The organism is Microbacterium sp. LMI13-1-1.1 (assembly GCF_040815625.1).
Lineage (GTDB): Bacteria > Actinomycetota > Actinomycetes > Actinomycetales > Microbacteriaceae > Microbacterium > Microbacterium forte.
Genome location: NZ_JBFPNL010000001.1, coordinates 1,175,248 through 1,198,658 on the forward strand (window position 1 = coordinate 1,175,248; position 23,411 = coordinate 1,198,658).

General features: G+C 67.8%; 18 protein-coding genes. 10 read left to right on the forward strand and 8 right to left on the reverse strand.

Annotated features, from left to right (window positions below; translation table 11 throughout):
* Positions 1-107 precede the first annotated feature (107 nt).
* The 5 genes from MRBLMI13_RS05790 to MRBLMI13_RS05810 all read left to right on the forward strand — a co-directional run bounded on the left by MRBLMI13_RS05790 (position 108) and on the right by MRBLMI13_RS05810 (position 6,617).
* Positions 108-1,091: an ABC transporter permease gene (locus MRBLMI13_RS05790; RefSeq protein ID WP_042537659.1), complete on the forward strand. Its 984-nt coding sequence runs from the start codon at positions 108-110 to the stop codon at positions 1,089-1,091.
* Positions 1,091-2,008, forward strand: a complete 918-nt coding sequence (locus MRBLMI13_RS05795) for an ABC transporter permease (RefSeq protein ID WP_042537660.1) — start codon at positions 1,091-1,093, stop codon at positions 2,006-2,008. Before MRBLMI13_RS05790 ends, MRBLMI13_RS05795 begins: the two co-directional genes overlap by 1 nt.
* A complete protein-coding gene (locus MRBLMI13_RS05800) occupies positions 2,005-3,936 on the forward strand; it encodes an ABC transporter ATP-binding protein (RefSeq protein ID WP_367819805.1) in 1,932 nt (643 codons plus the stop codon). The genes MRBLMI13_RS05795 and MRBLMI13_RS05800 overlap by 4 nt, the downstream gene beginning before the upstream one ends.
* A 117-nt stretch (positions 3,937-4,053) precedes the next feature.
* Entirely contained in the window at positions 4,054-5,766 is a 1,713-nt protein-coding gene (locus MRBLMI13_RS05805; protein ID WP_367819803.1) for an ABC transporter family substrate-binding protein, read from the forward strand.
* Positions 5,767-5,849: 83 nt separating this feature from the next.
* Positions 5,850-6,617 carry an alpha/beta fold hydrolase gene (locus MRBLMI13_RS05810; RefSeq protein WP_367819801.1) on the forward strand — a complete coding sequence of 256 codons (768 nt, stop codon included), beginning with the start codon at positions 5,850-5,852 and terminating at the stop codon, positions 6,615-6,617.
* Here MRBLMI13_RS05810 and MRBLMI13_RS05815 read toward each other — a convergent pair.
* Entirely contained in the window at positions 6,568-7,833 is a 1,266-nt protein-coding gene (locus MRBLMI13_RS05815; protein ID WP_367819799.1) for an MFS transporter, read from the reverse strand. The two genes, MRBLMI13_RS05810 and MRBLMI13_RS05815, sit on opposite strands and share 50 nt — an antisense overlap.
* Positions 7,834-8,071: 238 nt before the next feature.
* Between MRBLMI13_RS05815 and rpsT the strand changes: the two genes are divergently transcribed.
* Complete coding sequence (rpsT, locus tag MRBLMI13_RS05820) at positions 8,072-8,332, forward strand: 30S ribosomal protein S20 (RefSeq protein ID WP_042537672.1); 261 nt, start codon at positions 8,072-8,074, stop codon at positions 8,330-8,332.
* A gap of 166 nt (positions 8,333-8,498) precedes the next feature.
* Here rpsT and holA read toward each other — a convergent pair whose 3' ends face one another.
* The 3 genes from holA to MRBLMI13_RS05835 all read right to left on the reverse strand — a co-directional run bounded on the left by holA (position 8,499) and on the right by MRBLMI13_RS05835 (position 13,559).
* Positions 8,499-9,536, reverse strand: a complete 1,038-nt coding sequence (gene holA, locus MRBLMI13_RS05825; protein ID WP_309689222.1) for a DNA polymerase III subunit delta — start codon at positions 9,534-9,536, stop codon at positions 8,499-8,501.
* A gap of 40 nt (positions 9,537-9,576) precedes the next feature.
* On the reverse strand, positions 9,577-11,850 hold the full coding sequence (locus MRBLMI13_RS05830; RefSeq protein ID WP_367819797.1) for a ComEC/Rec2 family competence protein: 2,274 nt from the start codon (positions 11,848-11,850) through the stop codon (positions 9,577-9,579).
* Positions 11,851-12,191: 341 nt separating this feature from the next.
* On the reverse strand, positions 12,192-13,559 hold the full coding sequence (locus tag MRBLMI13_RS05835; protein ID WP_367819795.1) for a D-alanyl-D-alanine carboxypeptidase family protein: 1,368 nt from the start codon (positions 13,557-13,559) through the stop codon (positions 12,192-12,194).
* Between the two features lie 266 nt (positions 13,560-13,825).
* Here MRBLMI13_RS05835 and MRBLMI13_RS05840 point away from each other — a divergent pair, with 266 nt between their 5' ends.
* Complete coding sequence (locus MRBLMI13_RS05840; protein ID WP_367819793.1) at positions 13,826-15,103, forward strand: FAD-dependent oxidoreductase; 1,278 nt, start codon at positions 13,826-13,828, stop codon at positions 15,101-15,103.
* A 25-nt stretch (positions 15,104-15,128) separates the two neighbouring features.
* Here the strand turns inward: MRBLMI13_RS05840 and MRBLMI13_RS05845 are convergent, their stop codons facing one another.
* The 4 genes from MRBLMI13_RS05845 to MRBLMI13_RS05860 form a co-directional block, all read right to left on the reverse strand.
* Positions 15,129-16,025, reverse strand: coding sequence for a hypothetical protein (locus tag MRBLMI13_RS05845; protein ID WP_367819791.1), 897 nt, complete (start codon positions 16,023-16,025; stop codon positions 15,129-15,131).
* 110 nt (positions 16,026-16,135) lie between these two features.
* Positions 16,136-16,735 carry a helix-hairpin-helix domain-containing protein gene (locus MRBLMI13_RS05850; RefSeq protein ID WP_367819789.1) on the reverse strand — a complete coding sequence of 200 codons (600 nt, stop codon included), beginning with the start codon at positions 16,733-16,735 and terminating at the stop codon, positions 16,136-16,138.
* A gap of 118 nt (positions 16,736-16,853) precedes the next feature.
* Positions 16,854-19,430, reverse strand: a complete 2,577-nt coding sequence (gene leuS / locus MRBLMI13_RS05855) for a leucine--tRNA ligase (RefSeq protein ID WP_042537777.1) — start codon at positions 19,428-19,430, stop codon at positions 16,854-16,856.
* 33 nt (positions 19,431-19,463) lie between these two features.
* A complete protein-coding gene (locus tag MRBLMI13_RS05860; RefSeq protein ID WP_367819787.1) occupies positions 19,464-20,789 on the reverse strand; it encodes an anthranilate synthase component I family protein in 1,326 nt (441 codons plus the stop codon).
* 41 nt (positions 20,790-20,830) lie between these two features.
* Between MRBLMI13_RS05860 and MRBLMI13_RS05865 the strand changes: the two genes are divergently transcribed.
* Genes MRBLMI13_RS05865 through MRBLMI13_RS05875 form a run of 3 tightly spaced genes read left to right on the forward strand, consistent with a single transcriptional unit; the run spans position 20,831 to position 23,409 of the window.
* Positions 20,831-21,502: a DedA family protein gene (locus MRBLMI13_RS05865; RefSeq protein WP_042537680.1), complete on the forward strand. Its 672-nt coding sequence runs from the start codon at positions 20,831-20,833 to the stop codon at positions 21,500-21,502.
* Positions 21,503-21,506: 4 nt separating this feature from the next.
* A complete protein-coding gene (locus tag MRBLMI13_RS05870) occupies positions 21,507-22,532 on the forward strand; it encodes an App1 family protein (protein WP_042537681.1) in 1,026 nt (341 codons plus the stop codon).
* Position 22,533: 1 nt separating this feature from the next.
* On the forward strand, positions 22,534-23,409 hold the full coding sequence (locus MRBLMI13_RS05875) for a 3-methyladenine DNA glycosylase (protein WP_367819784.1): 876 nt from the start codon (positions 22,534-22,536) through the stop codon (positions 23,407-23,409).
* Positions 23,410-23,411 lie beyond the last annotated feature (2 nt).

The following is a 23,411-nucleotide window of genomic DNA, read 5'->3' on the forward strand; positions in this document are numbered from 1 at the left end:
GAGGCGTCGTGTCGCGCAGATCGGCTGATGGTGATTGACTGTCTTCCCGGCTCAGCGTTGCGTCGGCGGATCCCGCGTGCGTCTGTAAAAGAGAAAGAATCATCACCTTGATCAAGTATCTGTTGCGCCGCCTGCTGGGTTGGGTGCTGATGATCGTCATCGCGACGAACATCACCTACTTCCTCGCGTGGCTGTACCTCGACCCTGAGAACAACTACGTCGGACGGCGTCCACCGCTGTCAGCCGATCAGATCGACAATCTGCTGGGTCCTCGCAACCTCAGCGAGTCGGTGCCTCTCATCGAGCGGTGGTGGACCTGGTTCTCCAACATCCTCTTCCACTGGAACTGGGGTCTCAGCCCGACGGGCGAGTCGATCAACGAGCAGGTCGCCTACCGCGTCTGGATCAGTGCCGAGCTCGTCCTCGGTGCGACGATCATCACGACGATCCTCGGCATCGCCCTCGGCGTGTACACCGCCTCGCGGCAGTACAAGCTCGCTGACCGCATCGGTCAGGGCACGAGCATCATCACGATGAACATCCCCACCGTCGTCGCCGGCTTCGCTCTGGTCCTTCTGGCGATCAACTTCAACAACGCGGTCGGCACGACCGTCTTCTACGTGGTGGGTTCGTCCAGTCAGGGGGTGGAGGGCTTTTTCCCCGTGCTCGTCGATGTGCTGCAGCATCTGACCCTCCCCACGCTGGCCCTCGTACTCACGGGGTATGCCGGCATCCACTTCCTCCAGCGCTCGCTGCTGCTCGACAACATCAAGGCCGACTACGTGCGCACCGCGCGGGCGAAGGGGCTGACCAAGCAGCAGGCGATCCGCAAGCACGCTCTGCGAACGTCGCTGATCCCCGTCACGACGCAGGTCGCGTTCACCATCCCGGCCGTCTTCACGGGTGCGGTGCTGACCGAGACGATCTTCAACTGGAACGGGATGGGGCGCTACTTCATCCAGACCCTCAACAACAACGACATCCACGGCGTCGTCGCGGTCGCGGCATTCGGCGCCCTGATGACCGCGATCGGCGCGATCCTCGCCGACATCGCCGTCGTCGTCCTCGATCCGAGAGTGCGGGTGAGCTGATGGCTCTGGAAAGCATCGGGGTCTCCCCCGAAATCGCAGACAAGCCGAAGAACCGCAAGCGCACTTCGATGCTGACGCTGTACACGCGTCGCTTCATGCGCAACCGCGGCGCGCTGATCGGCGTCGTCATCCTCGCCCTGCTGGTGGTCTTCGCGATCGTCGGTCCGCTGATCTCGCCCTATTCGCACACCGACCTCGACTTCCTCGCGCTGCGCACGGGGCCGTCGGCCGAGCACTGGTTCGGGACGAACGGATCGGGCAACGACAACTTCGCGCAGGTCGCCGTAGGCCTCCAGCGCTCGATGATGATCGCTGCGCTGGTGGCGATCGGCACGACCGTGGTCTCGGCCATCGTCGGTGCGACCGCCGCGTACTTCGGCGGACGCTACGAGCGCATCATGCTCGCCATCATCCACTTCATGATGGTCGTGCCGAACTTCCTCATCCTCGCGATGATCTCGAACGACGCCGGCGGAAACTGGCTCGTGATCTCGCTCGTGATGATCTTCATCGTCGGATGGTTCTTCCCCGCACGCGTCATCTGGACGCTGTCGCTGTCGATCCGCGAGCGCGAGTACGTCCACGCCGCCCGCTACGCCGGTCTGTCGGGCATGCGGATCGTGATCCGCCACATGCTGCCGAACATCGGCTCACTGCTGGTGATCAACTTCACCCTCGGCGTCGTCTCGGCGGTGCTCACCGAGACCGCCCTGTCGTTCCTCGGGTTCGGTGTGAAGCTGCCCGACGTCTCACTCGGTGCGCTCATCGGCTACGGCTCGAGCACGCTCGTGAGTGCGCCGTGGCTGTTCTACTTCCCCGCGGCGGCGCTGACGCTGCTCACCGTCTCGATGGCACTCATCGCCGACGGTCTGCGCGACGCCCTCGATCCGACCTCGGCGGCTGGAGGTCGCGCATGAGTACTGTTCTTTCGGTCCGAGACCTCAAGGTCAGCTTCCCGTCCGAAGCTGGTCGCGTGGACGCCGTGCGTGGCGTCTCCTTCGATCTCGAAGCGGGCAAGACGCTCGGTATCGTCGGCGAATCCGGCTCCGGCAAGTCCGTCACCTCGCTCGCGATCATGGGCCTGCTCGACGACAATGCCAAGGTCAGCGGCTCCATCGTCTACGACGGCCAGGAGCTTCTCGGCAAGTCCGACAAGCAGCTCTCGGTGATCCGCGGCAACGGCATGGCCATGGTCTTCCAGGACCCGCTGACCTCGCTCACTCCGGTCTTCACGATCGGCGACCAGCTGATCGAGGCGCTCACCGTGCACCGTCGACTGTCGAAGAAGGATGCCTGGGACCGCTCGGTCGAGCTGCTGAAGCTCGTGGGGATCCCCGAGGCGGAGCGCCGGATGAAGGCGTTCCCGCACGAGTTCTCCGGCGGCATGCGCCAGCGCGTCGTGATCGCCATCGCGATGGCCAACAATCCGAAGCTGATCATCGCCGACGAGCCGACCACCGCGCTCGACGTCACCATCCAGGCGCAGATCCTCGAGCTCATGGAGAAGGCGCAGGAGGAGACCGGCGCCGCGATGATCATCATCACCCACGACATGGGAGTCGTCGCGAAGACCGCCGACGACGTGCTTGTGATGTACGCGGGAAAGCCCGTCGAGCACGCACCGGTGCGCGAACTGTTCTACCGCACCCGGATGCCGTACTCGATCGGCCTGCTCGGAGCCATCCCCCGCGTCGACAAGACCGAGAAGGTGCCGCTGATCCCGATCAAGGGCAACCCTCCGCTGCTGATCAACCTGCCGGAGGCGTGCCCGTTCGCGGCGCGCTGCCCGATCGCGATCGATGCGTGCCGTGAGCGTGAGCCCGACCTGCTGCCGATCACCACGAGCGGGCACACCGATCACTCGGTCGCCTGCATCCGCGCGAACGACATCGACGACGATGGGAAGATCGGCGGGCTGCCGGTGTTCCCGATCCCCGAGATCCCCGAGAGCACGCTCGCCAAGGTGCCGCGCGAGGATCGCCCGATCACGCTGGAGGCGGTCAACCTCAACAAGATCTTCCCGCTGATGAAGGGTGCCTTCTTCAAGCGCAAGGTCGGCGAGGTGCACGCTGTCAAGGGCATCAGCTTCGACATCCGCCAGGGTGAGACCCTCGCGATCGTCGGCGAGTCCGGCAGCGGCAAGACCACGACGCTGCTGCAGATCATGGACTTGGTCGAGCAGGAGGACGGCGACATCCGGATCGGCGGCACCAGCGTCGCCGACATCAAGAACCGTGCAGAGGAGCGCAAGCTCCGCCGCGACCTGCAGATCGTGTTCCAGGATCCGATGGGGGCACTCGACCCTCGAATGACCGTCTGGGACATCATCGCCGAGCCGATGTTGGCAATCGGCATGAGCAAGGACGACGTGTTCGATCGTGTCGAAGAGCTCATGGGGCTCGTCGGTCTCGACCCCGCGCACAGCGATCGATTCCCCCAGGCGTTCTCGGGCGGCCAGCGTCAGCGCATCGGCATCGCACGAGCACTGTCGACGAACCCCAAGATCGTCGTGCTCGACGAGCCCGTCTCGGCGCTCGACGTCTCGATCCAGGCCGGCGTGATCAACCTGCTCGACGAGCTGAAGGCCAAGCTCGGCCTGTCGTATCTGTTCGTCGCCCATGACCTCGCGGTCGTGCGGCACATCGCCGACCGGGTCGCCGTGATGTACAAGGGATCGTTCGTCGAGCACGGTGATGTCGATCAGGTGTTCGACGATCCGCAGCATCCGTACACGAAGGCGCTGCTGTCGGCGATCCCGATTCCCGACCCTGACATCGAGCGCACCCGCGAGCGGATCATCCTCCCGGTCGAAGGCTTCGACGCCGAGGCGATCGCCGCCAGCTGACCTGTTTACCGATGTGCACAGTCCGGTAACGGTTCCGTGTCCCTGGGGTTTCGCCCGCGAGTTGCGGGGTTAGTCTGCCCCTATCCCAAGTAAGGCCGACAGGCACTAAGGAGTACCATGAAACGGCATCAGAAGCTGATGGGCATCGCTGCTCTCGGCGCCGCCTTCGCACTCGTCATGAGCGGGTGTGCACCGGCAGGCAACGGCGGCGGCAACAACGGCGAAGGCGAAGCTCAGACGGTCGAGGGCGCGGACTACAACCCGCAGCCCCGCGAGAACCTCGCAGAGGGTGGCGAGCTCCGCATCCCGATCTCGAACATCGCCGAGCAGCTGAACTACTTCCACAGCGACGGCGACGCGCGCGTCACGCAGGTCGGCACGTGGTTCCGCCCGCAGATCCTGCTCATGGATCCTGACGGCACCGTCAAGAAGAACGACGCGTACCTCGACGACTACTCCTTCGGTGTCGAGGACGGCAAGACCGTCCTGCACTTCAAGGTCAACGAGAAGGCGGTCTGGAACGACGGCACGCCGATCGACGTCACCGCGTTCAAGGCCACCTGGGAAGCCCAGAACGGCGAGAACGAGGAGTACCAGCCGAACGCGACCGACGGCTGGAAGGAGATCGAGTCCGTCGAGGCCGGCGAGAACGACCGCGACGTCATCGTCACCTTCAAGGGCGAGTTCGCCTGGCCCGAGATGGTCTACTCGCAGCTGCTGCACCCGGCGGTCAACACGCCTGAACTCTTCAACACCGCCTTCCTCGGCGACTGGCACCCGGAGTGGGGCGCTGGCCCCTACACGGTCGAGAACTTCGACAAGACCGGCGGCGTCGTCACCCTCGTCCCGAACGAGAAGTGGTGGGGCAACGCTCCGCTGCTCGACAAGGTCTCCTTCATCCAGATGGAGCCGACCGCGGCGGTCAACGCACTGCGCAACGGCGAGGTCGACATGGCCGAGACCGGCAGCGCCGAGCTGCTCGCACAGGTCGAGGGCCTCGAAGGTGTCAAGACCTACAAGGGCCAGGCCACCGCGAACGCGATCTTCACGCTGAACTCGACCAACCCCGTGCTGGCCGACCTCGAGGTCCGCAAGGCCGTGTTCGAGGCCATCAGCATCGAGCAGGTCAAGGACATCGTCTTCAACGGTCTGAACTACACGGAGGAGCCCGCCGGTTCCCTCACGCTGTTCTCGTTCCAGCCGAACTACATCAACGCGCTGGAAGAGGCCGGGCGCAAGGACGGCGACACCGAGGGCGCCAACAAGCTCCTCGATGAGGCCGGCTGGGTCGCCGGTGCCGACGGCATCCGCGAGAAGGACGGCCAGCGCCTGTCGCTCGTCTTCCCGAACCACTCCGACACCGAGACCGCTCGTGCCCGCACGCTCGCGGTTCAGGCTCAGCTGAAGGAGGTCGGTGTCGAGGTCGTCATCGACCAGCGTCCGTCGGCGGACTTCGCAGAGGACTACACCACGCAGAACGGTGACATCTTCTTCCTCAACTTCACGTCGTCCGACCCGTTCGGTGCTGCCTGGTTCTGCCAGCTGTACTGCTCGGACAGCGGCCTGAACCTCTCGGGCACCGGCACCGAGGAGATCGACAAGATGATCCACGATGAGCTCGAGACGATCTCCGACCCGGTCGAGCAGACCAAGAAGGCCATGGAGATGGAGTCCGAGATCTTCGCGAAGACCTGGGGCGTCATCCCGGTTCTCAACGGCCCGGAGATCTGGACCGTCAAGGAGGGTCTCGCCAACCTCACGCCCGAGCCCTACGTGGGCCTCGACCTCTTCGGCATCACGCCGGTGGAGAACGTGGGATACGAGAAGTAATCCATTCGGAGCCTGACTCGTCAGGGCTTCGCGGCGGGGTCGGTGGTTCATCCACCGGCCCCGCCTTTCTCTATGCTGAAGGCGTGAGCGTCCAGATCGTCTTCGTGCACGGCATCCGCACGTCCGCGACGATGTGGCGCTCGCAACTCGAGTTCCTCGCCGACCAGGGCATCCCTGCCGTCGCTGTCGATCTTCCCGGCCACGGCACCCGGATGAACGAGGACTTCACCTTGCACGAGGCGCTTCACACGATCGACGTCGCGGTGCGTGACGCCGCGACGCGCGGGCCCGTGCTGCTCGTCGGACACTCGATGGGCGGCCTGCTGTCGCTCGCCTATGTCGGAGGCGCCGAGACACCGAGAGTCGCCGGACTGGTGGCCGCGTCCTGCACGTCGCTCCCCCGCGGCGCGGGGCTTGCGGCGTATCGTGCGATCGCCCGGGCCGTCGACCGTCTGCCGGATCGAGGGATGTGGCTCACGAGGCGGTTCCTCGCCGCGACGATCCCGATCGAGACGCGCGGAGACTTCGCCGCGGGAGGCTACGCCCTGGATACGCAGGACACCGCTCTTCGGAACCTCGCCACCCTCGACCTCGCGACCGCCGTCTCTCGCATCGAGGTGCCGCTGTGGTTCGTGAACGGGCAGTGGGATCAGCTGCGGGTCAACGAAGCCCTCTTCCGACGGCTCGCGCCGCACGCCGAGCTGATCGTCGTGCCTCGCACCACCCACCTCGTCACCGCGATGCGTCCGCAGATCTTCAACATCGTCCTGCGACTGGCCGTCGCGACCATCGAGTCCGACGCTACTGCTTCGGCAGCGGATCCCGCGCAGGCTGTCTCGCGAGAGCGGTGAGCCCGCCGCCGACGAGCGACAGCACGGCGGCGACGACGAACACGAGCCAGAACCCGCCGACGAGCGCCACGAGGCCTGCGCCGAGCACAGGGCCGATCAGCTGGCCGAGGGCGGCGGTGACGTACACGATGCCGAGGTCGCGGGCGTGGTCCTTCTCGTCGGGAAGCAGATCGGCAGCGAAGGCGAGTCCGACGGTGGAGAACGCGCCGTAGCCGAGCCCCATGAGCGCAGCCGCGACCATCGTCGCCTCGAACGTCGGGGCCAGGGCGATCACGATGCCCGAGGCCGCCTGCACGAACGTGGCCAGGATGGTGAGGGTGCGTCTGTTGCCGGTGCGGTCGGACAGCACGCCGGTGAAGACCGACGCGAGCACCACGAACAGCGTGTAGACCACGATCAGGAGCAGCAGGTTGTCCTGCGCCACCGTCGTCTCCTGGTGCAGGCCGTGAAGCAGGAAGAAGAGGAACAGCGCGGTGCCCAGCGCGTTGCCGATGTTGGTCACGAGGCGGCCTGACAGCATCCAGGCGAAGTCCCGATCGCGCAGCGATGCCAGCAGACGACGATCGCTCTTGCCGGGCTGGGTGCGGACGAGCGCCGGCGGGTCGGGTAGAAGCAGCGCCGCGGCCGTTCCCACCGCCGCGATCACCGCGGCGAGCAGAAGGTAGCCGTCGCGGATGCCGAGGCCGAGGAGCACCACGAGACCCACCCCCAGGACGATCCCCACCGCCTGACTCGATCCCACGGCCGCGGCTGCCGCGCCCCGTTGCGTCGTCGGGAGCTGATCGGCGATGAGTGCGGTGAAGGCGGCCGACGACACCGAGACGCCGATAGACACCCCGACCCACGCGGCGCCCACGGCCCAGGGGCCTTCGCTGAAGCCGGTGACGATGAGGAAGACCGCGGTGACGAGCACGCCCCCGATCGCCCAGGGGCGCCGGCGTCGGCGTCCGACTCGTGCTCGGTCTGACAGGGCGCCGGCCACCGGGCCTGCGACGATGCCGGCGAGACCGCCGATGCCGAGCACGAACCCCGAGGAGATGACGCCGCTGATCCAGTCGTCGTCCGCGGTGTCGAGTTGGAGTGGCAGCAGAAGCTGAACGGGCGTGAGCTGCACGGTCCAGATGGCCAGCCAGGCGAGGGTGAACACGGTCATCCATCGCGGCCCGACCCTGCGGAAGCTGGGCGTCGGCGAGACAGCGGGGAGGGCGGGGCTCATGTCGCTCCTTGACGTCGATCTCGCGACGCGAGTGTCGGGATACTGATGATTGTGCACCCGCACGCCCCGATGCCGCATCCTGCACGAGAGGACGCTGCCCCCGTTTAGGGCGAACCGCCCCGATGCTGGTAGAGTTGGTTCTTGGCTTGCGTGTGGGTTCTTCCCTCACGACCGCCGAGTGGAAGCCCTCTTCTTCTGCCGGCATTTCCTAACAACTCCGTACAGAAAGCGTCCACACGTGGCAAACATCAAGTCGCAGATCAAGCGCAACAAGACCAACGACAAGGCTCACGAGCGCAACAAGGCCGTGAAGAGCGAGCTGAAGACGCACATCCGCGCGACGCGCGCTGCTGTCATCTCCGGTGACAAGGCTGCAGCCGAGAAGGCTCTGAAGGCCGCCTCCCGCAAGCTCGACAAGGCCGTCAGCAAGGGTGTCATCCACCAGAACCAGGCTGCGAACCGCAAGTCCTCCATCGCCAAGCAGGTCTCCGCTCTCTGAGCTGATTCCACGCCTGACGGTGTGACACGAGCCCGTCCCGTTCGCGGGGCGGGCTCTTTCGCGTGCGGAGGTACCCACGCGACACGTCGGGCAGGCGCGACAGCGCTCGTTCGACGTCGCGCGGAGTGCAGATGTCAGCGACGGTGCCGCGCCGCCGCGATGGCGCTCACTCGCCGAACGGCTGACGTGTCGCGATGACGGTGAGCATGCGCTCCAGCGCGAAGATCGGGTCGCGCGCCGCGCCTTTGACCTCGGCATCGGCGCGCGCCGTCGCCTGGATGGCCATGCCGAGTGATCGCTCGTTCCACCCGGCGAGGTCGCGCCGCGCGCGGTCGACCTGCCAGTCCTTCATGCCGAGCCGCTGGGCGAGCTGACGGCTGGGCTCGCGGTTGCCGGCGACGCGTGCCATCGTACGCAGCTTCATCGCGAAGGCGGCGACCATCGGCACAGGGTCGGCGCCGGATGCGAGCGCATGGCGCAGCGCGACCAGGGCTTCGCCATAGCGTCCGGCGATCGCCGTGTCGGCGACGACGAAGGCCGACACCTCGACGCGCCCGCCGTAGTACTTCGTGACGACGTCCTCAGTGATGTCGCCCTCGACGTCGACGATCAGCTGCTGGCATGCCGCCGCAAGCTCAGTGAGGTCATCGGCGAACGCCGAGACCAGGGCCCGCAGCGCAGGCGGTGCGATCCGCTTCTTGGCCGCCTTGAACTCCCCTGCGGCGAAGTCGACGCGATCGCTGTCGCGCTTGACCGCGGGGCACGGGATCTCGATGCCGTCGCCCGTGCCGGCGCGCACAGCGTCGAGCAACTTCTTGCCTCGAACGCTCGCGCCCGTGTGCCGGAGGACGACCGTCGCTCCCTCCTGGGGGTGATCCAGGTAGGAGACAGCCTCCTGCAGGAAGGCATCCGAGCACTTCTCGACACCCGACACGCGCACGAGACGGGGCTCGCCGAACAGCGACGGCGACGTCAACGAGAGGAGGGTGCCGGGCGCGTAGTCGTCAGCGCGGACATCGGTCACCTCGAGCGCAGGGTCTTCGGTGCGGAGGTAGTCGCGGACCCCGGCGATCGCACGTTCTGCGCAGACCTCTTCGGGGCCGAACACGAGCACCACGGGAGCGGGGCGCGGCTCGCGCCAGGAGACCTGCGCGATCTTGGCTGCCTTCGCTCCACCGCGGGAGGGGGTACGAGAAGCAGCCATGCCTCAAGACTACCGGGGGCCGCAGACGTCGCCCTCGTGGTCAGGGCGGCTGCCTCTCCGTCCAGAGCTGGAGCTCGTCCCCATCGAGACCGACGAGGAGTCGGCCCTCCTGGTCGGTGCGCAACACGCGCGCTCCCGCCGCCTCGAGCGACGCGAGCGACTCTGCGCGCGGATGCCCGTAGTCGTTGTCGATGCCGGCGCTGAACAGGGCGACGACCGGACGCAGGTCTTGATAGAGCGCGAAGTCCTGGTCGGCGCTGCCGTGGTGCGCCACCTTGACCACGGCGTAGCTGCCCCTGAGATGCGCCGTGCGCGCCAGCATCCGCTGAGCCTCTGCCGACAGGTCACCGAGGAAGAGAGCCCGCGGCACACCGCCGCCTTCGACCTCGAGGACCACGCTCTGATCGTTTCCTGGCGGGAACACCTCGGATCCGCGCTGCGGCCACAGCACCTGCCACGATGCGGTGCCCAGCTCGCCCTGCATCCCCGCCGTCGCGAGGGTGACCGCCGCACCGCCGTCAGCCAACCGCTGCAGCATCCGGTCATCGCCGCTCTCCCCCGGTGGTCCGTGCAGCACCGCCCCGACTCTCCCCTGCACGGCGTCGACGCCGCCCACGTGATCGAGGTCGAAGTGCGTGAGGACGAGCAGGTCGATGTGCTCGATGCCGAGACTGCGCAGGCACGCTGCCAGGGGTTGGGGCTCCGGGCCCGTGTCGATCAGCGCGATCCGGCTGTCCGACCTGACGAGCAGCGCATCACCCTGGCCGACGTCGCAGGCGGCGATCGACCAGCCATCCGGGCTGGTGGCGCTGGCGAGCGGTCCATTCAGGGCGACGTGGGCGCCGCCCAGAGCGAGCATCACTGCGATGACGGATGCCGAAGCGCCTCTGACGACCGGGATAGTGCGGTATGCGCCGGTCAGAATCACCCCGACCGCCGCGCTCACGATGCCGACGAGCGCTGCACTCGCTATGCCGGGAACCACCGCGACCTGCGCGTACGGAAGTCGCGCGGTGATGCCTGCCGTGTGCGCGATCCAGGCGGCCGGCAACCACGCGGAGGCGGCCAGAAGGTCTGCGAGCAACGGAAGCGGAGCCGCGAGGCATGCGAGCAGACCGATGATCGTGGCGATGGGTGCTGCGGGCGCGGCCAGCAGGTTGGCCGCCAGACCGACGAGCGACTGCTGCTCGGCGAACAGGGCGATGACGGGACCGCACACCAGCTGCGCTGCCGTCGGCACGGCGATCGCGAGAGCGAGAGGCTGCGGCATCCACCGTGCGAGCCCTCGGGTGAGCGACGGCGAGAGCATGATCAGCGCTCCCGATGCGGCAACCGACAGTGCGAACCCCGCAGTGGAGGCCAGCCACGGGTCGGCGATGAGGATGCCGCTCGCGCTGAGCGCCAGCATCCCGGCCCCCGCGCTCGGCCGACCGAGCATCAATGACAGCATCGCGACGCCGGCCATGACCGCCGCCCTGATCACGCTGGGTTCCGGTGTCACGAGCAAAACGAATCCCGCGAGCGCGATGGCGGCTGCGATGACCCGGGTCGCACGTCCGGCCCCACACAGCGCGGCCAGCCAGAAGACGGCCCCGACGACGATCGCGCAGTTCGCTCCGGAGACCGCCGTCAAATGACTCAGCCCGCTCGTGCGCATGTCGTCGTTCAGCTCGGTCGACACTGCGCGGGTGTCGCCGACCGCGAGGCCAGGGAGCAGGCCCGCTCCCGGTTCAGGGAGACGTGTGGACCGCTCGATGAAAGCGCTCCGGGCATCGGCCGCCACCGCGAACGCGCCGGACGCCGCAACCTCGACCGACGCGGTGCTCGCGAACACCACGAGCGCCGCCCTCTCCCCCGGATCCGTCGCCGCTGCCTCGCCTGTCACTGTGAGCGTCGCGCCGAGATCGAACCCGTCGGCCGGATCGATGCCGACCCGCACCGGAGCCGATGCCCCATGCACCGACCCCGGTGATCCGATGCCGGTGAGCTGCACTTCCATCCACAGTCGCCCGTCCCGACCCACCGATGCCGACGACGTGACCTCCCCCGTCGCCTCGACCACCCGCCCATCCCACGACGCCGCGTTGTCGCGGGCGGGCATCGCGGTCATGGCTGCGATGGACACGGCCGCAGCGGCGGCAAGGAGCACCACGATCAGTCCTGCCCTCGACGCAGCATGTTCCCGACGCTTCAGCACGATTCCCAGCACCACGATCGCGCCGCATCCGCTCCCCAGCGCGCACCATCCTGCCGCAGCAGGGACGAACACACAGAGGAGCGCGACCATCCACACAGCCACCGCGATGGGCAGCATCCGCAGATCCCGCCTCACGCGAGCACGACGTCGCGGATCACAGTGAGCATCCCTCGACTGCTCGCCCTCGTCGCGGATGCTCCCATCAGAAGAACCTAGGATCCCCCGAAGCAGCCTCGCCGACATGGACCCGAGCACTGTGCACAAGCGTCGACGACGCCGCAGTGTGCAGAAGCGTCGGGCGACTCCATGGCGGCTCCTGCACGACCTCGAGGAGTGCGCGCGGCCGCACTTGGTGCTAGCTGAGGGGAGGCGGCACAGCCAGCACTGCTGTCAATGTCCCAGCACGAGGAACGGGTGCGAGATCGCCATGGTTGCAGTCCCCGTGTTGCTGAACAGCTTCAGTCCCCTGCATCCATCAGGGAGCCGAGCTCGGACGGGTGGGTGAGCCGCCACCACTCGGTGGGCTGGTCGATGCTCCCCGCGATCTCCACGGGAGCGGTGACGGTATTCGGTCCGGCTGTCCAGGTGACACTGCCCACGACCGTGCCGTCGCGGTACGTGGGTGGGGTGTCGATGTCCATCGTCAGCTCGATCGGCGTGTCCGACCAGGTGAAGATCGACGCGCTTTCGGCGATGACCATCTTGGCGGCAGACCCCCAGGGCGTCGAGATCGATCCGACCTCCTGGCCCTCGGTCGCGACGGGCACCTGGTGGAAGCCGGAGCGGATGCTCTCGAGCACGGCGAACACCGTGGCGTTCACCGCCGCGTGCGATGATCCCCCGAGGACGACGCCGGTGACCGCGAGCGGATCGGCCGCGCCCACGTCGAGTGTCGCCGTGTACAGCAGGTTGTGCGTGCCCTCGCCCAGGTTCCCGGTCTTCAGACCCGTGATCCCCGCGGTGCCGAGGAGATCGTTGGTGTTGTGCAGCGGACCGGCGCCGGGGATCGAGACAGACGAGGTCGCGACGATCTTCGCGATCGCCGGATGCGCGGCAGCGAGCTTCGCGATGGCCAGCAGGTCGGCGGGCGTGCTCGTGTTGCGTGGACTGATGCCCGTGGGCTCCGCGACCGTCGTCCCAGAGAGTCCGTGCGCTGCGAGCCAGTCGCGCGTCGCGGCGAGGAACGCGTTCTGCGAGCCGAAGATCTGCGATGACAGCGCCTCGGCGTAGTTGCTCGCCGACGGGATGAGCATGACGGCCAGGGCATCATGCAGCGACATCGAGGTGCCGGTGGGCATCGGAGCGATGGTCGCTCCCTGCACGTAGTAGACGTCGTAGAGATCGTGGTCTGCCTTGCCGAACGTGATGGTGGGCCCTGCGTCATCCGCCGAGGTGAGGGGCGCCGCGTCGAGGATGACCAGGGCGGTGATGAGCTTGGTGATGCTCGCGATCGGAAGCGGTTCGCCCGTCCCTGTCGCCGACCAGGTCCCGCTTGCCCCCTCGCCCAGATAGGCATCGGCGCCGGCGATGCTGATCGCCGATGCCGCGGCCGTATGCGTGGCGATGGCAGCAGCCTCGCCGACCGGGACCTGCGGTGCGCGAGTGGTCACCGCCGGCGGATTCACCGGCGCAGTGAGTGCCCACCCGACGTAGCCTCCGGTCACGGCCAGCAGCGCGACGAGGCAGACGGCGGTGATGATGAGCCCTCGTCGTCTGCGTCTTCTGCGCACCGCCGGGTCGATCCGATCGCCGCTGAACTCCTGCTCGTGCGCCATGAGCTCCGCGAAATCGGACAGCCCATCCACCGGCTGCTCGGGTGCCGTCATCGAGTGACCCTCATCGCGCCCCACCTGTCGCTCGCAATCCTCGGAAGATCTCATCCTCTCGCACGTCCCCAGCCTCCGGTATCGGCCGTTCGGGGGACAGATGTGCGGAAGACGCCGAACCACGCTGCCCGCCTGGGCGTCCCCGTACGCTGGTGTCATGGAGCGGACGCTGGATCGAATCGACGGCGACGGGCGCGCGGCGATACGCCGGGGCGCGGCGATCGGCCGGCGCGCGGCGACGATCCGCCGAGGGAAGGAAGTCGCGAATGCATGATGTGATCGTGATCGGCGCGGGACTCGCGGGGCTCCGATGCGCCGGGCTGCTCTCCACACGGGGACTCGATGTCGTCGTCCTCGACGCCGCGGATGCTGTGGGGGGACGCCAGCGCACCGACATCATCGACGGGTTCCGGCTGGATCGCGGCTTCCAGGTGCTCAATCCGGCCTACCCGGCGCTCCGCCGCAGCGTCGATCTCGACGCGCTCGCGCTGGGGACCTTCCCGGTCGGTGTGGGGGTGCGAACCGCGGATGGGATGGCCGAGCTGCGGCATCCGTTGCGGCACCCGCTGTCGATCGGCACGTCGTTGCGCAGCGGCCTGGTGAACGGTCGGGATGCCGTCGCGCTGGCACGCTGGGCAGCGCCGGCTCTGGTGCGTCCGCTCTCTCGGCTCGCCCGGAACGATGTCAGGGTGCGCGAGGGCTGGGATGCCGTGGGGCTCCGCGGCCCGCTCCGCACCGCCGTGCTCGAGCCGTTCCTCGCCGGGGTCCTGGCAGAGAGCCAGTTCGAGACGTCGAACGCGTTCGCCCGGCTGCTCGTGCGGTACTTCGCGCTCGGCCGCCCTGGCCTACCCGCACAAGGGATAGCTGCGGTCCCGGAGCAGCTCGCCGCCCGCGCACGCACGGCGGGCGCCGACATCCGTCTCGATTCCCGTGCGGAGCGGATATCGGCGCGCGGCGATGGCGTCCGGGTGGCACTGGCGGACGGCGACTCCGTCGGGGCTGCTCGGGTGGTCGTCGCGGTCGGTCCCGATGACGTCGCCGGTCTCACCGGACTTCTCGCTCCCGCGACGAACGGCCTGCAGACATGGTGGTTCGCCGCCGCCGAACCACCGACCGGGTCCGCGTTGCTCACCGTCGATGGACGCCGAGACCGCGGCCCCGTCGTCAACACCGTCGTGATGACGCACACAGTGCCCTCGTACGCGCCGGCCGGACGTCACCTCATCGCCGCGACATGCCTGCTGCCACGCGGCGGCGATCCGGCCGAAGAGCACGATGTCCGCCGCCACCTGAGTGAGATCTGGGGTGCAGACACCAGCACATGGGAGTTGATACGGCGCGACGACATCGAAGACGCGCTCCCGGCCCAACCGGCACCCCTCGGAGCAGCGCGACCGCCGCGCTACGCCGAGCGCCTGTACGTCGCAGGGGACCATCGAGACACCGCGTCGATTCAAGGCGCCCTCGCGTCTGGCGAGCGTGCCGCGCGTGCGGTGCTGTCTGACGCGGGGTATTCGGGGAGCACCGCAGCGCTTCACGGCTGACGTGCGATGACGTCGCAGCTCGCGGTCACGGCCGACGAGGCGTCAGCAGCGATCGGTAACCTCCGGTGACGGACACGCCGACGCCCAACGGCATACCCGCTCTGAAGAACTGCGTGCATGTCAGCAGGCCGAGCGTCAAGAGCGCCGCTCCGCCACCCAACGTCACTGCTGTGCCTCCGGCGCTGGTGAGCTGCCACGGCAGGGGCGCCAGACCGAGCAGGAGGACACCCAGCGCGACGAGCCATACATCGAGCCGCCAGTAGAACGAGAAGCTCCACCAGAACGCCGAGGACGAGTCGGGAACACCGAATCGCCGCACCACGGCGAGGAACCAGAGCTTCTTGAACAGCGATCCCCCAACCGCTCCGGTCATCAGCGCGGCAAGGCCTCCGTAGACGCCGATGAGGAACACGGCATCCGATTCCGCGTCGAGGATCATCGCGTCCTGCCCCGCATCCGCGTGCCGGACCAGCAGAGAGAGCACCCAGGGCATCGCGATCAGCCACGCGACGAACGGCGGGAGGATCCACGCAGCGTGGACGACGACAGGGAGCGGTCGGAAGACGGCGACATTGGTGACCTCGTTCTTGATCATCGTCCCGCGACGAAGGAGCTCGCCCAGGAACGTGAGGATTCCTCCGATGAAGAATGCGATGAACGGCGGGAGCAGGATCTCGACGACAGTGGGGTACTCGTCCACGAAAGGCAGATTCATGCGTCCGGGCTCATCGATCGCGTAGGGGATGCTGTAGACGGCCGCCATGACGAGGCCGAGCGCGATCGAGAGCACCCCGGCGCAGAGAAGCACCCACCACCAGCGACGCGGGATCAGCTCGACCGACTCCGCATCCATCGGGGAGGCGATCCCCGCGGAGGACTTCCTCGCGGATGCCTTCTTCTTCGTCCCGTTCTTCGCAGCCATGATGACTCCCCCTCCGGCTGCTCAGTCTGTCACTCCCACGTGCGACGACGACGACGGGACGATCGAGCTGTGCGGCAGCCCGACCAGCTCCGGGGGCGATCCCTCGCGCGTCACACGCGCACCCCGACACGGACGCCGGCGAGCAGCTTCTCTCCGATGCCCGGCACGGCGAGCAGATCATCGACCGAGGCGAACCGCCCGTTCTCCTCTCGCCACGCGATGATGCGCTCCGCCAGCGCAGGACCGATACGCGGCAGAGTCTCGAGCGCTGCCTGATCAGCCGCGTTGAGATCGACTCGGTCATCGCCAGGCGTGGATCCTCCTGTGTCTGCAGCAGCTCCTCCGACCACCGGCACGATGATCTGCTCGCCGTCCGAGAGCACGCGGGCGAGATTGATCGCGGCAAGGTCGGCGTCTTCGGTCGTTCCCCCGGCAGCAGCCACCGCGTCGACCAACCGCGCATCGAGGTCGAGGACGTAGAGCCCAGGATTCGCGACGGCTCCGAGCACATGGACGTACAGCTCGCCCGATGAGCCTGCGGTCCTCTCACCTCCGGTCGACAGCGGCACGGACTCCGTGGGTGCGGCCTGGCCCCGCATCAACCCGAGCCCGACTGCGGCCGAGAGCACGACGAGCGCAAGCACGATCGCTGCGCCGACGCCCAGTCTCAGCCGTCGCGGGGGTGTCGACGCAGACGGGGACTCGGGCATCCGACAACGCTAAGGGGCCCGCCGAGGGAGGAAAGACGTCCGGCCGCCCATCGGGGAGAACCCCCGATGGGCGGCCGGATGTGCAGAGCGGATGAGTCGGCGGTGATGAACCGCGGGATCAGCCCTTGACGACGATGCTGACGATCTTCGGAGCGCGCACGACGACCTTGATGATCTCGCGGTCGCCGATCGAACGGATGACCCGCTCATCGGCGCGAGCCAGTGCTTCGAGCTCGGCCTCGCCGATGCGCGCCGGCACCTCGAGCTGGGCGCGGACCTTGCCGCCCACCTGCACGACAGCGGTCACCGTGTCTTCGACGAGGAGAGCCGGGTCGGCGGACCGCCACGTGACGAGACCGACGGAGGGCTCGTGACCGAGGATCTCCCAGATCTCCTCCGCGGTGTGCGGGGCGATCAGGTCGAGCATCACCGCGACCGTCTCGGCGGCTTCGCGGACCGCAGGATCAGCCGCACCTGCAGCCCCGTCGATGGTCTTGCGGGTGATGTTGACCAGCTCCATCAGACGCGCGACGAGGACGTTGAACTTCGTCTGCTCGACGAGGGCCGGAGCATCGGCGAGCAGCTTGTGCGTCGCACGGCGCAGCGCCGAGTCGCCTCCGGCGAACACCACGTCGACCGGGGACGACACCTCACGGGCGATCCGCAGCGCACGCGCCAGGAACTTCTGGGCGCCCGTGGTCGAGACGTCTGCCCAGTCCTTGTCGTCTTCGACCGGGCCGGCGAAGGCGAGGCCGACACGCAGTGCATCGGCACCGTAGGCGTCGAGCTCCTCTTCGAAGAGCACCAGGTTGCCCTTGCTCTTCGACATCTTCGCGCCGTCGAGCAGGACCATGCCCTGGTTGATCAGGTTCGAGAAGGGCTCGGTGAAGTCGATGAGCCCCATGTCGAACAGCACCTTGGTGATGAAGCGCGCGTAGAGCAGGTGCAGAATGGCGTGCTCGACGCCGCCGATGTACGAGTCGACCGGCGACCAGCGGGCGGCCTGAGCCGGATCGAACGCCACGGTGTCGCTGTTCGGCGAGAGGAAGCGCAGGAAGTACCACGAGCTGTCGACGAACGTGTCCATCGTGTCGGGGTCGCGCAGCACCGGGTCGCCGCTGGCGGCATCCACCGTGCGCACCCAGCTCTCGGCCGCGCCGAGAGGCGAGGATCCCTTGGGCTTCAGGTCGAGTCCCTCGACGCTGGGCAGCTTCACCGGCAGCTGGTCTTCAGGCACGGGGATGATCCGGCCGTCCTCGGCGTGCAGCATCGGGATCGGCGTTCCCCAGAAGCGCTGGCGAGAGATCAGCCAGTCGCGCAGCCGGTAGTTCTTCGCCGCACGACCCGTTCCCGAGGCCTCGAGCTGCTCGATCGCGCGGGCGATCGCGTTGCGCTTCGACAGACCGTTGAGGGGGCCGGAGTTGATCATCCGTCCCTCGCCGGTCAGAGCGATGCCCGTGGTCGCGGGGTTCTGCTCGTCGAGTGCCGCGCCGGTGTCGATCGGCACGCCCTCCTCGTCGACCTCGATGACCGGCATTGCGCCGGTGATGGGAGCCGTCGTGTCGACGACGACCTTGACCGGCAGGTCGAAGGCACGCGCGAAGTCGAGGTCGCGCTGGTCGTGCGCAGGCACGGCCATCACTGCTCCGTGCCCGTAGTCGGCCAGCACGTAGTCGGCCGCCCAGACCGGCAGCTTCTCGCCGCTGACAGGGTTGATCGCGTACCGCTCGAGGAAGACGCCGGTCTTCGGGCGATCCGTCGCCTGACGGTCGACATCGGTGGTCTTCTGCACATCGGCCAGATACTTCTGGAAGCGCTCGCGCACCTCGACAGGAGCATCCGCCGCCAGCTCGGACGCCAGGTCGGAGTCGGGTGCCACCACGAAGAAGGTCGCGCCGTGCAGCGTGTCAGGCCGCGTCGAGAACACCGTGACCGGCTCCTCGCGTCCCTCGATACGGAAATCGACGTCAGCGCCGATCGAGCGACCGATCCAGTTGCGCTGCATCTGCAGCACCTTGTGCGGCCAGAAGCCCTCGAGCTGGTTCAGGTCGTCGAGCAGACGGTCGGCGTAGTCCGTGATCTTGAAGTACCACTGGGTGAGCTTCTTCTTCACGACCTCGGCGCCGCAGCGGTCGCAGCGCCCGTCGACGACCTGCTCGTTCGCGAGAACCGTCTGGTCGTTCGGGCACCAGTTGACGGCGCTCTTCTTGCGATAAGCCAGGCCACGCTCGTGCAGCTTCAGGAACAGCCACTGGTTCCAGCGGTAGTACTCGGGGTCGGAGGTGTGCAGCACCCGCGACCAGTCGAAGGAGACGCCGTAGTTCTGGAACGCCTGCTTCTGCTGCGCGATGTTCTGGTACGTCCACTCGCGCGGATCGGCTCCCTGGCGGATCGCCGCGTTCTCGGCCGGCAGACCGAAGGAGTCCCAGCCGATCGGGTTGAGCACGTTGTGCCCGCGGTGGCGCCAGAACCGGGCCACGATGTCGGAGTAGAGGTAGTTCTCGGCGTGACCCATGTGCAGGTCGCCCGAGGGGTACGGGAACATCGCCAGCACGTAGCGGCGGGGCCGCTTGTCGTCATCGCCGCCGGTGAGGAACGTCTCGTTCTCCGCCCAGTACTTCTGCCACTTGGCCTGGATAGCGTGCGCCGAGGAGGTCTCCTCGTCGACGGGAGAGGTGGACAGGTTCTCAGACAACGAACGCACGACCAATCTGAAGGGAAAAGGGGGTCAGTTCAGGATATCGGAAGCCCAGGCCGCGGGCATTTCCGCTCCCAGCGCCGCGAGAGGTGCGCGCGCCTTCGTCGCGACCTCTGCGACCTCGGATGCGGCGACCGATCGCCACGTGATCCCGCCGCCCGCACCGACGACCGCCTCTGCACCGTCGAGGACGATGCTGCGGATGACCATCGCGAGATCGAGTGCCCCGTCATCGCCGATATACCCGAAGCATCCGGCGTACACACCCCGCGGCGCGCCCTCCAGGTCGTGCAGACGCGTCATCGCCGAGAGCTTCGGCGCGCCTGTCATGCTGCCGGCAGGAAAGGATGCCTCGAGGAGGGCACTCGCCGTCGTGCCTGCGGCCGCCGTGCCGCTGACAGTGCTGACGAGCTGATGCACCGCCGGATAGGTCTCGACCGCCCACAGCGCGTCGACACGGATCGACCCCGGTTCGCAGACCCTCGACAGGTCGTTGCGCATCAGGTCGACGATCATGACGTTCTCGGCGCGCTCCTTCGCATCGACGGCGAGCTCGGACGCGAGTGCGGCGTCGTGCGCGTCGTCAACGCCGCGGGGTCGCGTCCCCTTGATCGGACGCGTGCGGATGACTCCGTCTTCCGCATGGAGGAACTGCTCAGGGCTTGCACTGAGCAGCGAGCGACCGCCGATGCGGATGAAACCGCCGTGATGCGCCGGGGTGGCCGCGCGGAGTCGTCGATAGACCGCGACGCCGTCGTGCACACCGGGGACGGTGAAGCGCGTGGTCAGGCACAGCTGGTACGCGATTCCCGCCCGGATCAGCTCACGGCAGCGCTCGATGAGTGCGGCGTACTGGGTCGGAGTGTGCCGCGCCTCGACGCGCCTCGACGCGCCATCATGCAGGGCCGGTTCGCCGTCGAGTGCCGTCATCGCCGCGGCGTGCGTCACGAAGACGCCCCACTCCTCGAGATCCGTCTCGGCCGCGGCCACCCAGACGTCACCGGTCGTGTGGTCGAAGGCGGCCAGCCGGGAGATACGCAGCCAGGCCCCGCCCGGCACGTCGGCCGCCTCCGAAACGGGGGCTCCCGCTGCTCGGGCGCCGCTCTCGTAATCGCACCACCCGACCCACCCTCCCCGCAGCAGCGGGCCCGCGTCGGAAGCAGCAGCGCCGACATCCAGTCGGACGTCCCCGGGGAATGACGACGCAAGGCCGGTTCCGATGAAGCTCCATCCTTCGGACGCATCGGCCCCGGCGTCGAGCCAGAACACGTCTGCGCACTCACGCTCGAGCGCGAGGAAGAGCGCTTCGGGCGCCACCCGGTCGCCGAGGACGCGGGCGCTCAGAGGTTCGGGCACGTTCTCAGCCTAGGCCGCGGCGAGTCCCGTATTCTCAAGGAGTGGACGAGTTCGTGCCGTGGCTGATCGACTTCATGCGGTCCATCGACCCGGTCGCCCGCACGCTCGTCGCGGGGCTCGCCGTGATGCTCGAGACCAGCGTTCTGATCGGTCTCGTCTTCCCCGGCGACACGGTCGTGCTCGTCGCATCCATCGGCATCACCAGCCTCCCTCAGGCCGTGGCGATGGTCGTCTCCGTCGTGCTCGGCGCGTTGATCGGCGAGAGCATCGGTTTCTGGCTGGGGCGATGGATCGGCCCCCACATCCGCGCCTCCTGGGTCGGTCGTCGGGTCGGCGAGGAGAACTGGGTACGCGCCGAGCGGTACCTTGCGCGCCGCGGGGGCATCGCGATCTTCCTCTCGCGCTTCCTGCCCGTGCTGCATTCTCTCGTGCCCCTGACAGTGGGCATGAGTCACTACTCGTACCGCCGGTTCCTCGCGTGGACGGCGCCCGCCTGCCTGCTCTGGGCGACGGCCTACGTGAGCATCACGTCGCTCGCCGCCGGCAGCTTCGATGAGCTCGCCGACCGGGTGCACTACGCGGGGTACATCTTCGTCGGCATCATCGCGCTCTTCCTCATCGCTGTATTCGTCGGCAAGAAGGTGATCTCGCGCCTCGAGTCGCGTCACCTCGACATCTCCGACACGAAGGACTCGACCGACGTGAAAGACTGAAGCAATGGCTTCGTCACCTCCGGCGCCCCGGATCCACTGGTTCGCGCGCCTCGAACACCGCCTCCACGTGTGGCGCGAGGGACGAGCGCGCCGTCGCGGTCGTACCGCGACCATCCTCCCCTTCCCCGGTTACGGCGGGCCCGGGTGGGTACGAGTCGTCGGACGCGTGCTCATCGTCCCGCCCGCGCGGAGCACGAAAGACGGCGAGCCGGCGAGCGTCCGCGGCTGGCGGAGCTTCGTCGGCATCCCGGTGAGCTTCGCGAAGGTCGCCGTGCAGATCGGCGACTCGACGCACTACGTCGTCGCTGACCGAGGCGGGGTGATCGACTCGGTGGTCCACGCCGACCTCGAGCCCGGGTGGCAGACGTTCACGTTCTCCGTCGAGGGACAGGATCCGGTCGAGACGACCGCGTTCATCGTCGCCGAGTCGACGCACTTCGGCGTGGTCTCCGACGTCGACGACACCGTGATGGTGACGGCTCTCCCCCGTCCGTTCATCGCCGCCTGGAACTCGTTCGTCGTCGACGAGCACGCGCGCATCCCCGTCCCGGGTATGGCCGTGCTTCTCGATCAGGTGCTGCGCGAGTACCCAGGCGCCCCGATGGTCTACCTGTCGACCGGCGCCTGGAATGTGGCCCCCACGCTCCGGCGCTTCCTCGGGCGCCACCTCTTTCCTGCAGGCTCCATGCTCCTCACCGACTGGGGTCCCACGCACGACCGTTGGTTCCGCAGCGGCCGAGAGCACAAGCTCACCAACCTGCGTCGCCTGGCCACCGAGTTCCCGCACGTGAAGTGGCTGCTGATCGGCGACGACGGCCAGCACGACGAGTCCATCTATTCGGAGTTCATGGACGAGCACCCCGATTCGATCGCCGGCGTCGCCATCCGTCGACTGCTGCCGGCCGAGGCGGTTCTCGCGGGTGGACGCGCCGGTCACGAGCAGCATGCCGAAGGCGTCGCCCCCTGGGTCAGCGCCGAAGACGGCGCGGGACTCCGTGACCTGCTCGGCAAAGCCGGCATCCTCCGCTGACATGATCACGTCGCTTCCGCGGGCCGACTGGCTGGAGCGTGAGCGAGCGCACCAGGCGAGAGCCGACGCGCTCACGGCAGAGCACAGGGAGCGGGCTGCCCGAGGCGAGAAGCACCCGGTGTGGGACTTCCTCTTCACCTATTACAGCTACAAGCCTGCGCAGCTGCGTCGGTGGCACCCGGGCGCGGGGATCGAGCTGGAGCAGGCCCCGGAGCGGCTGACGTGGCGCTGGTACTCCCCCGGCAGGACCGAAGACGGTGCGATCCCGGATGCCGCCGTGTTCGCGCGCGAGAAGGCAGACCTCGCCGGTCTGGTAGAGCGGATGCTGCGCCGCACCGCCTCGCGCCCCGGTCAGTTCGGATGCTTCGGGCTGCACGAGTGGGCGATGGTCTACCGTGCCGACGAACACAGGCATCCGGTGCCCTTGCGTCTCGGACAGGCAGGCACCGATCTCGTCGTCGAGAGTCACGACCTCAGGTGCACGCATTTCGATGCCTTTCGGTTCTTCACGCCCGAAGCGGTGCCGCGCAACCGCACAGAGCTGACCCGCGACGACCAGCCTCTGTTCGAGCAGCCGGGTTGTCTGCACGCCGGCATGGACCTGTACAAATGGGCGGTCAAGCTCGGCCCTCTGGTGCCGGGCGATCTGCTGCTCGATGCGTTCGAGCTCGCGAGGGACATCCGCCTTCTCGACATGCAGGCCGCTCCTTATGATCTGGCACCGTGGGGCATCGTGCCCGTGCCGATCGAGACCGCCGAGGGCAAAGCGGACTACGTGCGTCAGCAGCGCGTCTTCGCCGAGCGAGGCACGCGGCTTCGCGGCGAACTCCTGCACGCGTGGCTCGGCTCGGCTGAGCCCGCCGCAGTCGCGAGCTGACG